The sequence below is a fragment of the Rhizobium sp. 10N414 genome (assembly GCF_056394785.1).
The window spans coordinates 100,611-112,871 of record NZ_JBFTIN010000003.1; the positions used below are offsets into that span (position 1 = coordinate 100,611).

Below are 12,261 nucleotides of genomic sequence, written 5' to 3' on the forward strand. Positions count from 1 at the left end.
TCATGAACATGCAGACGACGAGCCGCCAGACCGCCGCGGAAGCGGCGCTCATCGAGGCTTTCAACAACCAGATCGGCGAACTGCCGGGCGACGGTTCGGTCATCGCCATCCGGGACAGGCTGCTTGACGACCTGAAGAAGGCCGGTTTGCCGACGCGCCGCATCGAGGCCTGGCACTATACCGACCTCAAGACCCTGCTGCGCGCCATTCCGGATCAGGCTGGCGACGCCGGCTCCGAAGCTCGCGACCCGCTGGTCGAAGAGTCCTCCGTTTTGTCGGTTATTCAGGGTGTTCCAGATCTTAAGGCTTCGGTCGATGGTCTGGACATATCAGGCTATGCGGCTCAGCTCTCCAACGGCACGGCTGCCACCAGCCTCGGCGCGCTCGGCAATGACGACGCGATCGGCCGGATCAACGGCAGCTTCGTTCGCGATGGCTACGTCATTGACGTTGCCTCGGAAACGACGTTTGACGAACCGCTTGAGATCCAGTTTGTTCACGCTGGCGGCCAGACGCATACGCGCCTGCCGGTCACCTTCGGCGCGAACGTAAAGGCGACGGTCATCGAACGTCACCTTGCAGTGACTTCGGATTCGGCTTTCGTGTCCCACATCAGTGACATCACGGTTGGCGAGGGTACCGAGCTCACCTGGATCATCACCCAGCAACAGGGCGCTGATGATACGCACCTCGGCCAGATCCGTGTCGATCTCGGCGCCGATGCCAAGCTGAAGCTGTTCGTCATCAATGCCGGCGGCAAGCTGGTTCGCCAGGAACTGCACATCAAGGTGACTGGCGAGGGCGCCGATCTGACGCTTCGCGGGATCAACCTGCTGGGCRCTGAAACGCATACGGACGTTACCATGGTTCTCGGCCATAACGTCCCGCATACAGGTTCCACGGAAGTAATCCGTAACGTCGTCTTCGACCGCGCCAAGGGTGTATTCCAGGGTATGATCCGCGTTGCGCCCGATGCGCAGAAGACCGACGCGAAGATGGCGTGCAACACGCTATTGATATCTGACGACGCCGAGTTCTCGGTGAAGCCGGAGCTCGAGATCTTCGCTGACGACGTTCAGTGCGGTCACGGTGCAACCGTTGCCGACATCGACTACAACCATCTCTACTACATGATGGCGCGCGGCATTCCGGAGAACAAGGCGCGCGCCATGCTCGTCAATGCCTTCGTTGCCGAAATCGTCGAGGAACTGGAAGACGAAGCTCTGGTCGAGGCGCTGGAAGGCGTCATCTCGGCCTGGCTCGAAAAGCACGCCTGATCGGATAGCGTCATGGACAAGATAGTTCCGGCAACCGCATACGACGTCGAAGCCATTCGCAAGGATTTCCCGATCCTTGCGAAGGAAGTCTATGGCAAGCCGCTGGTCTATCTCGACAACGGCGCCTCCGCCCAGAAGCCGCAGGCCGTCATCGACGCGATTTCCCACGCCTATTCGAACGAGTATGCGAACGTTCATCGTGGTCTGCATTTCCTGTCGAATGCGGCTACGGACGCCTATGAGGGCGCTCGCGAGAAGATCCGGCGCTTCCTGAACGCGCCTGATATCAACGACATCGTGTTCACGAAGTCTTCAACGGAAGCGATCAACACCGTCGCCTATGGCTGGGGCATGCCCAAGCTCGGCGAGGGCGACGAGATCGTCATCTCGATCATGGAGCATCACTCCAACATCGTACCGTGGCATTTCATCCGTGAGCGGCAGGGTGCCAAGCTGGTCTGGGTACCCGTCGACGACGAGGGTGCTTTCCACGTCGAGGATTTCGAAAAGAGCCTGACGGAGCGGACCAAGCTCGTCGCGATCACGCATATGTCGAATGCGCTCGGCACGGTGGTTCCGGTCAAGGAAATCTGCCGGATCGCGCATGAGCGCGGCATTCCTGTACTGGTCGATGGTTCGCAGGGCGCCGTCCATATGCCTGTCGACGTGCAGGATATCGATTGCGACTGGTACGTGATGACCGGCCATAAGCTTTACGGGCCGTCGGGCATCGGCGTGCTGTATGGCAAGAAGGAGCGGCTTCGCGAGATGCGGCCCTTCCAGGGCGGCGGCGAGATGATCTTCGAGGTGACAGAGGATGCCGTGACCTACAACGATCCGCCACATCGCTTCGAAGCTGGCACGCCGCCAATCGTCCAGGCGATCGGGCTCGGCTATGCGCTCGACTACATGGAAAAGGTTGGCCGCGAGGCGATCGCGCGCCATGAGGCTGATCTCGCGGCCTACGCCGCGGAGCGGCTGCAGGCGGTCAATTCGTTGCGGGTGTTCGGCACGGCGCCGGGCAAAGGTGGTATCTTCTCCTTCGAGCTTGCCGGTCTGCATGCACATGACGTGTCGATGGTAATCGACCGTCAGGGTGTTGCCGTCCGCGCGGGCACGCATTGCGCCATGCCGCTCTTGAAACGCTTCGGCGTCACCTCCACATGCCGCGCGTCCTTCGGGATGTACAATACACGGGCCGAGGTCGATGCCTTGGCAGATGCGCTTGATTATGCGCGCAAGTTCTTTGCCTAAGGAGTGTCCATATGAGCTTGGACGAAAGCGAACAGAAGATCGACGTGCGCGAAGGCATCGTGCATTCCAGCATTCCGGCCGACGAACTGGCGCGGCTGAGCGACGACGTAATTTCGGCGCTCAAGACGGTCTATGACCCTGAAATTCCGGCTGACATTTTCGAGCTTGGGCTGGTCTACAAGATCGACATCGAAGACGATCGCATGGTGAAGATCATGATGACGCTGACTGCGCCGGGCTGCCCCGTTGCCGGTGAGATGCCGGGTTGGGTGGAGAACGCGGTCGGCGCGGTTGAGGGCGTATCCGGCGTCGAGGTCGAGATGACCTTCGATCCGCCGTGGACGCCGGACAGAATGTCGGAAGAGGCGCAGGTCGCCGTCGGCTGGTATTGATCGGTTAAGCTACTGGCACTACATTTGAATCATGAAACGCCGGAGCTTGAATCCGTGCGCGGAAGGAGAAAAGGCCCATGGGCTTTGCAATCATGAGCATGACGGAGACCGCTGCGAACCGCGTGAAGGCGATCGTCGAGAACTCCGGACCAGAGGCCAAAGGCATTCGCGTCGGGATCAAGAAGGGCGGCTGTGCAGGGATGGAGTATACCATCGACCTCGTGACCGATCCGAACGCCAAGGACGATTTGATCGAGCGGGATGGCGCCAAGGTCTGGGTCGAACCATCAGCAGTGCTCTATCTCCTCGGCACCGAAATGGGCTTCGAGAGCACGACGTTGCGCTCCGGTTTTACCTTTACCAATCCAAACCAGACGTCTGCGTGCGGCTGCGGCGAATCCGTGGAACTGAAGCCTGCAGACCTTGCGGCGCTTGCTGCCCAGGGCAATGCTGTCGTGCCTGCGCACTGATTGTCACAATCATTCGAATTCTCGATGAGGCCGCCGGTTCGGCGGCCTTTTTGATTTTACCTCTTCGCAATAGCGCCTTAAAGGCTCTCTTTCGAAAGTCCGCGGGATTGTCTCCTGTGGAGGGGAAGCGACTGACCAATGCTATTGCTGTTTGCGAAGGGCGCCCTGCTGGGCGTCATCATCACGGCCCCGCTGGGGCCGATTGGAATGCTGTGTATCAATCGTACATTGGAGCGCGGCTTTACTGCTGGCTTCTCCTGTGGCCTCGGAACGGCACTCGGTGATGCCGGTTATGCCCTGGTCGCAGTAACCGGAATCGCGGTCTTCGAGCAGGCCATGTCGGTAGCAACGCTGCCTCTGGCGATTGGCGGAGGCTTATTGCTCCTGGCGCTGGGCTATCGAGGGCTGACGCACGATCCGGTCAGGGCTGCAAATGTCAGGGCGGCGGGCCTCCTGGGCACAACAGCTGCAACGTTTTTTCTGACAATCTCCAACCCGGCCACCATTCTCTCCTTTGGCGCGCTGTTCGCCGGTTTCGGGTTGACGGAGGAAACGCGGCGTTTCAGCTCGGCCGTGATCGTGGGCGGCGTCTTCAGCGGATCGCTTGCTTGGTGGTTTCTTCTGAGCGGTACGGTCAGTGTCGCCAGGGGCAAATTGCCAATGAATTTCACAGCAAAGGTCGTGCGCGGAACAAGCTATCTGCTGATACTCTTCGGCCTCGCAGCGCTCGCCTCAGCAGCCTACTCGCTCCTCTAGTTTCAGGCCGGCTCCCTTGAAGGCAGGCAGAATCCGCGATAGGCCTGCGACGTCACAAACAAGCGCAAGCCACTATGAATAAACGCATTCTTGTTACCGGCGGCGCCGGCTTCGTCGGCACACATCTTTGCAGAAGGCTGCTCGACGGAGGGCATCGGGTTGTCTGCATGGATAATTTCTCGACGGGCTCCATGCACAATGTCGCGGAATTGCTCAATAACCCCGCCTTCAGCTTGCTTACTCAGGACGTGAACGAGGCCGTGAACCTCGAGGTTGACGAGATCTATAACCTCGCATGCCCAGCCTCACCGGTCCATTATCAGGCCGACCCGATCGCCACGTTGAAGACGAGTGTCGTCGGCGCGCTCAACATGCTCGAGCTGGCTCGAGACAGGAATATTCCGGTATTGCAGGCATCGACATCGGAGGTTTATGGCGATCCCCATGTCCATCCGCAATCGGAAAACTACTGGGGCAACGTCAATCCGATTGGCCCGCGTGCTTGCTATGACGAGGGGAAGCGGAGCGCCGAGACATTGTTTTTCGACTATCGCCGCCAGTTCGGACTACCGATCAAGGTCGTGCGCATCTTCAACACCTACGGGCCGCACATGCATCCCGCCGATGGAAGGGTTGTCGCAAATTTCATCAAGCAGGCGCTATCGGGCGACGACATCACCGTCTATGGCGACGGAACACAGACGCGGTCGTTTTGCTACGTGGATGACCTGGTCGCGGGTCTGATGGCCATGATGAGCGGTCGTCCGGATGTTACGGGTCCGATCAATCTTGGCAATCCGGAAGAGTTTACGATCCGACAGTTGGCGGACCTCATCCTCGAATTGACCAACTCCAATTCACGCATCATCCATCGCCCTCTACCCGTAGACGATCCGCGTCAGAGGTTGCCGGATATCGAAAAGGCGAGGCGGCTTTTGGACTGGACGCCGAGCGTTCCGCTCCGCGACGGCCTGACGCGCACCATTGCCTACTTCAAGACCGTTCGTGAGGCACCGGTACTGGCAGCCGTTTAAGCCAGTTAGTCCCGATCCCAGTGTTCTTCGATGAGGTTGGCGGCGCGCCGCGCCTGGGTTGCGAAAGTAAGCTTACGTGCCAGCGCCTGACCACGTTCCGCAATGGCCTTGGCTTCGATTTGGTGGCTGCGCACCCAATCGATCTTCTCGCGAAAGTCCGACATGTCGGCAGCGACCGGTACATAGTGTTCGAACGGCTTGAGTTCGTCATAATACCACTGGCGAAAGCCGAATTGTGACTCGACCTTCAGCACGCAGCATCCGTAGAGCATGCGCACCAGGAGGTTCGACCAGGTGTTGGTAGAGCCATCGATATCAATCGCGAACTTGCGCCCAAGCCAACTTTGGGCCGCAATCGGCTGCCCCAGAAGCTTTTGCCGGTCCGCCAGCGTGCCGTAGTCGTCCGCAGTCGGATGGAGATCGACGAACTTGACGTCCAGTCCCGCCATGTCCCTGAGTTGCAAGACCATCCGGATCCTCTGAAGGACGGCGGGATTGTTGATGTCTTCCGGCGAAAAGCTCGCCCAGCCGCAGCCATTCATGCCGCCGCGCCAGACGATGTCGTTCGAGCGCTCCTCCCAGCGCGGCGCTGTCTGGCCGCGCTCCAACTCGGCGGCAAAGCCGTCGTTCTGGAAGAAGTGCGGATCTGGCAGCCCCACATGCTGAGGCAACCGCACGGACGCCGCAAATCGTGCGTTGGAGACCGCCTCTCCATCCGAGGCGTTCACGGTGATGTACCTCACCTCTGGCGGACACAGGCTCAGCCAATAGGCATAGCTGCAGACCTTGTACCGCATGTATCCGGAAAACCACCGTGTCGCGGCGCTCTCGAGAACGAGGATGAACTGCTGCCCATGCCGCTCGATCCGAACATCTCGAGGCGGATTCCCGGCATCGGTGTAACCAATGCGTACCTTTGGCGGCTTGGCGCCGACCCGTTTGAACTTGCGCCTGAAATAGGGTGCAACCCGTCGCGTGCTGTAGAGGCGAAGCGGGTTGAGGGTGGAAGAATACGTCATCATATTCCTGAGCTTACGCGACAATCGTCAAACGATCGCTGACGCGCGGCAATCAATATGGTGGATTGGGGCCAAAGAACAGATCGCGTGTGTGCGCATGCAGCGCGCAAGCCGGTACCGAACGAAGGCTTGGTCCAAGGGAGGTTGGACCGGTTGTCAGCTCTTGATGTCGATGCCCGCTTCGACGGCAGCTTCTATGAAGGCACGTCGTGCATCCTCGTTCGTGCGCTTGCCCTTGACGACGTCGGCGCAGATCAACAAGGCGCGGTCGAGCGCCGGACCGTCTTCGGTCGGCCAATCCTCGATCATCGTCCAGGAGGCCGCCTGCGTCGTTGCGATCGTCACGTAGTTGCCCGGCTCTTCAAGGGCAAGCAGGACCGGCTTTGGCCAGGGAGCCTGCGTCAGAGAATCGCTGTCGTCTTTTGGCATTCCGCGCGGACCTTCATTTCCAGTGTAAGTGCGGAACGGCCCTCCCTGAAAAGGGAAGGCCGTTCGGATGTTACTCAGCAGCTTCCGCGTAGCTCTCAACCGGCGGGCAGGTACAAATCAGGTTGCGGTCGCCGAAGACGTTGTCGACGCGGTTGACCGGTGACCAGTACTTGTCGACGCGGAAGGCGCCGGGTGGGAAGCAGGCCTGTTCGCGCGAATAAGGACGATCCCATTCGCCGACGAGATCCTCGACTGTGTGCGGGGCGTTCTTCAGCGGGTTATTGACCTTGTCCGAGCGACCTTCCTCGATGTCGCGGGCCTCCTGGCGGATCGCCAGCATCGCCTCGCAAAAGCGGTCGAGTTCGGCTTTAGTTTCCGACTCCGTTGGCTCGATCATGAGCGTGCCGGCGACCGGCCAGCTCATGGTCGGGGCGTGGAAGCCGCAGTCGATCAGGCGCTTTGCGACGTCGTCGACCGTCACGCCGGCGCTATCGACCAGCGGGCGCGTGTCAATGATGCACTCATGCGCCACGCGCCCGGCCTCGGACTTGTAGAGCACGTCGTAGGCGCCCTTCAGCCGTGCGGCGATGTAGTTGGCGTTGAGGATCGCCACCTTCGTTGCCTGCGTCAGGCCTTCGCCGCCCATCATCAGGCAGTAGCTCCAGGAGATCGGCAGGATCGATGCCGAGCCGAAAGCCGCAGCCGATACCGCGCCCTTACGACCGTCGGTTTCCAGATGACCCGGAAGGTAGGGTGCCAGATGCGCCTTGACGCCGATCGGACCCATGCCCGGGCCGCCGCCGCCATGCGGGATACAGAACGTCTTGTGCAAGTTGAGGTGGCTGACGTCGGAACCGATGTCACCAGGGCGGGACAAGCCGACCATGGCGTTCATGTTGGCACCGTCGAGATAAACCTGGCCACCATGCGTGTGCACGAGGTCGCAGATTTCCTTGACGGTTTCCTCGAAGACGCCGTGTGTCGACGGGTAGGTGATCATGCAGCAGGAGAGGTTCACCGAATACTGCTCCGCCTTGGCGCGGAAATCATCCATGTCGATGTCGCCGTTCTCACGAACCTTGACGACCACGACCTTCATGCCGACCATCTGTGCCGAGGCAGGATTGGTGCCGTGCGCCGACGTCGGGATGAGGCAAACGTCGCGATGGCCGTTGCCGTTGGCGATATGGTAGTTGCGGATCGTCAGCAGCCCAGCATATTCGCCCTGCGCGCCGGAGTTCGGCTGCATGGAGAAGGCATCATAGCCGGTTACGGCGCAGAGCTTTTCCGTCAGATCGTCGATCATCTCGCGATAACCGCGCGCCTGATCGGCTGGAACATACGGATGAATATCCGAGAACTCAGGCCAGGTGATCGGCAGCATTTCCGCTGTAGCGTTCAGCTTCATCGTGCAGGAGCCGAGCGGGATCATCGCGCGATCGAGCGCCAGATCGCGGTCCGACAGCCGGCGGATGTAACGGGTCATCTCGCTTTCGGCGCGGTTCATGTGGAAGATCGGATGCGTCAGGTACTCGCTGGTGCGGGCGAGGCCCTTCGGCAGTCGATAGCTCGGCTCGAAGTCGCCGACAGCAAAATTGCCGCCGAAGGCGCGCCAGACGGCTTCCAGCGTTGCCGGGCGCGTACGCTCGTCAAGGCTCATGCCGATCTTCGTCGCGCCGACCTTGCGCAGGTTCACACCTTCGGCGACGGCTGCCCGCATGATGAGGCCCTGCATATGGCCGACATCGACGGTAATGGTGTCGAAGAAAGTTTCGGGCTCGATGGTGTAGCCGAGCTTTTCCAGGCCTTTGGCCATCAGCACGGCCTTCTGATGAACCTGCTGTGCGATCGCCTTGATGCCCTTCGGGCCATGGAAGACGGCGTACATCGAGGCCATGACGGCAAGCAGCACCTGCGCTGTGCAAATGTTCGACGTCGCCTTTTCGCGACGAATATGCTGTTCGCGGGTCTGCAGCGACAGGCGATAGGCGCGGTTACCGCGAGCATCGACGGAAACACCGACGAGACGGCCGGGCATGGAGCGCTTGTGTGCGTCCTTGACCGACATGTAGGCCGCATGCGGGCCGCCATATCCAACAGGAACGCCGAAGCGCTGAGAATTGCCGATGGCGATGTCGGCGCCCATTTCCCCGGGTGACTTCAGAAGCGTCAGAGCCAGGATGTCGGCTGCGACGATCGCGATGGCACCGGTCTGATGCAGGCGCGAAATCAGGCCGGTGAAATCATGAACATGGCCATGCGTGCCCGGATACTGAAAGATGGCGCCGAAGACGTCGACCGGGTCCAGATCGATGAACGGATTGCCGACGATGACGCTCCAGCCGAGCGGTTCTGCGCGGGTCTTGATCAGCTCGATCGTCTGCGGATGGCAGGCGGCATCTACGAAGAAGGCCTTCGCCTTCGACTTGGAGACGCGCTCCGCCATTGCCATGCCCTCGGCAGCAGCAGTCGCTTCATCGAGCAGCGAGGCGTTGGCGACATCGAGACCGGTGAGGTCGCAGATCATGGTCTGGTAATTGAGCAGCGCCTCGAGGCGGCCCTGACTGATTTCCGGCTGGTAGGGCGTATAGGCCGTATACCAGGCGGGGTTTTCCAGGATGGTGCGCTGGATAACCGGCGGCGTGATCGTGCCGTAATAGCCTTGGCCAATCAGCGAGACGAGCACCTTGTTCATGTTGGCCGTCTCGCGCAGCTTGTCGAGCGCCTCGCGTTCCGTCATCGGCGCGCCCCAGACAAGCGGCGCCTTCTGACGGATGGAGGGCGGCACGGTGGCGTCGATCAGCCCGTCGAGGCTGCTGTAGCCGATGACACCAAGCATGTCAGCCATTTCAGCCGGCGAGGGGCCAATATGGCGACGGTTGGCGAAGTCATACGGCTGGTAGTCTGTAAACTGGAATTCGGTCGGCGTCGTCATTAGGCGGTGAGCTCCTTGTAGGCCGCTTCATCGAGCAGGCCATCGGCATCGGTGGCGTTTGCCAGCTTCAGCTTGAAGAACCAGCCGGCGCCCTGGGGATCGGAATTGACCAGCGACGGATCGGCGACGATCGCAGGATTGACTTCGGTGATCTCACCATCGAGCGGACAATAGACGTCGGAAGCAGCCTTGACGGACTCGACGGTGGCCGCGTTGTCGTTCTTGGAGAAGGTGGCGCCAACTTCAGGCAGTTCGACGAAAACGAGGTCGCCAAGCTGATCGACGGCATAATTGGTAATACCGACCGTTGCGACAGCGCCTTCGATTTTCAACCACTCGTGTTCTTCGGTAAATTTCAGCATGATTGTTCTCTCCGGAAAATGTTTCAGCGTTTGTAGGTCGGTGTGATGAAGGGAAGGGCGCTGACCGTGACAGGCAGGTATTTGCCGCGCACTTCGGCGTAAACTTGCGTTCCAACGGCTGCGTGGGGAAGCTGCACATAACCCATCGCAACGGGCCCCTCGACCGAGGGGCCGAAGCCACCCGAGGTCACTTCGCCGATTTCCGTCTTGCCTTCGGAATCCGCAAAGAGCTTGGCGTGGCCGCGAACCGGGGCCTTGCCCTCGGGCTTCAGGCCGACACGCCGGCGGGTCGCGCCGCTTTCCAACTCGCGCAGAATGCGATCAGCGCCGGGGAAACCGCCGGCGCGAGTGCCGCCGGACTTGCGGGCCCTCTGCATTCCCCATTCAAGCGCGGCTTCCACGGGCGTGGTGGTCGTGTCGATGTCGTTGCCATACAGGCAGAGGCCGGCCTCAAGGCGCAGGCTGTCACGAGCGCCAAGCCCGATCGGCGCGACGTCCGGATGTTCAAGCAACCGCTTGGCGACATCCTCCGCCTTGTCTTTGGGAATGGAGATTTCGAAGCCGTCCTCGCCGCTGTAGCCGGAGCGGGAGACCAGACAGGAAACGTCGTGCAGCCGGCAGTGGCGCACGTCCATGAATTTCATCGCGGCGACATCTGCCCACAGTTCCGCGAGCACCTCGACGGAGCGCGGTCCCTGGAGGGCGATCAGCGCGCGATCAAGGAGCGTGATGTCGCAGCTATCGCCGATATGCTTCTGGAGATGGGCAAGGTCGTCATCCTTGCAGGCCGCATTGACGACGACGAACAAGTGATCGTCGAGATGGGTGATCATAAGGTCGTCGAGAATTCCGCCGTTCTCATCGGTGAAGAAACCGTAGCGTTGGCGACCTTCCGCGAGGCCGAGGATATCGACCGGAACGAGGCTTTCCAGCGCCAGCGCGGCGTCCTCATACTTTCCGGACTTTGCCTTGATGACGACCTGGCCCATATGGGACACGTCGAAAACACCGGCGGACGTGCGGGTCTGGATGTGCTCCTTCATCACACCGGCCGGATATTGCACCGGCATGTCATAGCCTGCAAACGGCACCATACGGGCGCCAAGTGACAGATGCAGCTGATGCAGCGGGGTTTTCTTGAGGGCAGCAGTATCGTCCAACGACGCCTCCGGGGTTTGCGCCTGGAATTCCATGCGCGGGCTCAAATCTTCAGACGCAGTTGCGCCTTGTACTTCGAGCCCCCTCTGTCCCTGTGCCTGAGATTGTTATCCCTTCGGCGAGCGTTTCGAGAACGCTTCTCTCCAGAGTTCCGTCTGCCCCTTGCTGGTCCTTTGGCCTGAGAGTTTCCGGGGCGGTTGCTCCTTCGGCACCGGTCGTAGACGACCAGCTTCTCCCAACAAGGTCGAGGGCAATTATCTGGCCAGGGCTGTAGTTGGCAAGGGGGAATGTCGCCGCCGAACAAATTTTTGTCGCGCGCTCCTAATGATAGGTCGCTGCGGGTGAGAAAATCCGGCGACGCTCAGCTCTCGCTGTAGAATTCCAGGGCCTGTTTCAACCCGGCCTGCGGCTGCCTTTGCCCCATTGTCATGAGATCCAGCGCGACTTCCGTCGATTGAATGATATTGGCGGGCTCTTCGACGTCCTGGCCGCTGGCTGCCTTGGTTTGACGATCGGCGGCGCGGCGAGACTCTTTGGCAGAGGTGCTTGCGGACACACGCTGTGGAATCCGAAGCGTTTCAAACGCTGCGGCGGCGGTGCTTGCGGATATGCTGCCAACCAAGACTGTCATGGTGACACGATAAGGCGCGGGGGTTCTTAACTGGCTAAATCAACCGCTAGCATTTTATGCATCTTGATCTTCCCCGCAGATGATTGGAATGTCCCGCGCGTCAAAACAGAGTAGATCCATGATTCAGGCCTTCCTTGTCGCCGTCGGCGGTGCGATCGGTTCCGTGCTTAGATACTATGTCGGCCAGTTGGCTCTCAGGATTGCAGGGCCGGCATTTCCGTGGGGGACACTGACCGTCAACGTTGTTGGCTGCTTCATCATCGGCGTATTCGCGGAGATGATCGTCCGGCGCTTCGATGCCTCGCCGGAATTGCGCCTGCTACTGATCACCGGCTTCCTCGGCGGTCTTACAACCTTCTCCTCGTTCTCGCTCGATGCAATTTCGCTCTGCGAGCGTGGCGCAACTGTCGCCAGCGCGATCTATATCGCCGCCAGCGTCGGCCTCTCCTTGGCCGCCGTGATCGGCGGACTGGCACTCATGCGCGCGATCTTGTGAGATTACGGTTTCCGTTTTCGGCAAAAATGCTCTAAAGCCAGCCGCAAA

General features: G+C 60.3%; 13 protein-coding genes and 1 riboswitch. Of the genes, 7 read left to right on the forward strand and 6 right to left on the reverse strand.

What is annotated here, in order from left to right:
* Positions 1-2 precede the first annotated feature (2 nt).
* The 6 genes from sufD to AC1DE4_RS05490 all read left to right on the forward strand — a co-directional run bounded on the left by sufD (position 3) and on the right by AC1DE4_RS05490 (position 5,183).
* Positions 3-1,277 (forward strand): Fe-S cluster assembly protein SufD, encoded by a 1,275-nt coding sequence (gene sufD, locus AC1DE4_RS05465; RefSeq protein ID WP_477880400.1) that lies wholly within the window; start codon positions 3-5, stop codon positions 1,275-1,277.
* A 12-nt stretch (positions 1,278-1,289) separates the two neighbouring features.
* Positions 1,290-2,531: a cysteine desulfurase gene (locus AC1DE4_RS05470; protein WP_025661171.1), complete on the forward strand. Its 1,242-nt coding sequence runs from the start codon at positions 1,290-1,292 to the stop codon at positions 2,529-2,531.
* A gap of 11 nt (positions 2,532-2,542) precedes the next feature.
* Positions 2,543-2,923, forward strand: a complete 381-nt coding sequence (locus tag AC1DE4_RS05475) for an SUF system Fe-S cluster assembly protein (protein ID WP_018854912.1) — start codon at positions 2,543-2,545, stop codon at positions 2,921-2,923.
* 77 nt (positions 2,924-3,000) lie between these two features.
* Positions 3,001-3,393 (forward strand): Fe-S cluster assembly scaffold SufA, encoded by a 393-nt coding sequence (gene sufA, locus AC1DE4_RS05480; protein ID WP_025661170.1) that lies wholly within the window; start codon positions 3,001-3,003, stop codon positions 3,391-3,393.
* 138 nt (positions 3,394-3,531) lie between these two features.
* Positions 3,532-4,149, forward strand: coding sequence for a LysE family transporter (locus AC1DE4_RS05485; RefSeq protein WP_025661169.1), 618 nt, complete (start codon positions 3,532-3,534; stop codon positions 4,147-4,149).
* A 74-nt stretch (positions 4,150-4,223) separates the two neighbouring features.
* Positions 4,224-5,183: a UDP-glucuronic acid decarboxylase family protein gene (locus AC1DE4_RS05490; protein WP_025661168.1), complete on the forward strand. Its 960-nt coding sequence runs from the start codon at positions 4,224-4,226 to the stop codon at positions 5,181-5,183.
* Positions 5,184-5,188: 5 nt separating this feature from the next.
* Here AC1DE4_RS05490 and AC1DE4_RS05495 read toward each other — a convergent pair whose 3' ends face one another.
* The 6 genes from AC1DE4_RS05495 to AC1DE4_RS05520 form a co-directional block, all read right to left on the reverse strand.
* Positions 5,189-6,205: a glycosyl transferase family 90 gene (locus AC1DE4_RS05495; protein WP_477880403.1), complete on the reverse strand. Its 1,017-nt coding sequence runs from the start codon at positions 6,203-6,205 to the stop codon at positions 5,189-5,191.
* Between the two features lie 153 nt (positions 6,206-6,358).
* On the reverse strand, positions 6,359-6,631 hold the full coding sequence (locus tag AC1DE4_RS05500; RefSeq protein ID WP_051420074.1) for a DUF982 domain-containing protein: 273 nt from the start codon (positions 6,629-6,631) through the stop codon (positions 6,359-6,361).
* Between the two features lie 70 nt (positions 6,632-6,701).
* On the reverse strand, positions 6,702-9,566 hold the full coding sequence (gene gcvP, locus AC1DE4_RS05505) for an aminomethyl-transferring glycine dehydrogenase (RefSeq protein ID WP_025661165.1): 2,865 nt from the start codon (positions 9,564-9,566) through the stop codon (positions 6,702-6,704).
* Positions 9,566-9,928, reverse strand: coding sequence for a glycine cleavage system protein GcvH (gene gcvH / locus AC1DE4_RS05510; RefSeq protein WP_018854919.1), 363 nt, complete (start codon positions 9,926-9,928; stop codon positions 9,566-9,568). The genes gcvP and gcvH overlap by 1 nt, the downstream gene beginning before the upstream one ends.
* A 23-nt stretch (positions 9,929-9,951) precedes the next feature.
* On the reverse strand, positions 9,952-11,088 hold the full coding sequence (gene gcvT, locus AC1DE4_RS05515) for a glycine cleavage system aminomethyltransferase GcvT (RefSeq protein ID WP_025661164.1): 1,137 nt from the start codon (positions 11,086-11,088) through the stop codon (positions 9,952-9,954).
* A gap of 154 nt (positions 11,089-11,242) precedes the next feature.
* Positions 11,243-11,334, reverse strand: a riboswitch (glycine riboswitch).
* Positions 11,335-11,447: 113 nt separating this feature from the next.
* A complete protein-coding gene (locus AC1DE4_RS05520) occupies positions 11,448-11,717 on the reverse strand; it encodes a hypothetical protein (RefSeq protein WP_018854921.1) in 270 nt (89 codons plus the stop codon).
* A 118-nt stretch (positions 11,718-11,835) separates the two neighbouring features.
* Between AC1DE4_RS05520 and crcB the strand changes: the two genes are divergently transcribed.
* A complete protein-coding gene (gene crcB / locus AC1DE4_RS05525) occupies positions 11,836-12,213 on the forward strand; it encodes a fluoride efflux transporter CrcB (RefSeq protein ID WP_025661163.1) in 378 nt (125 codons plus the stop codon).
* Positions 12,214-12,261 lie beyond the last annotated feature (48 nt).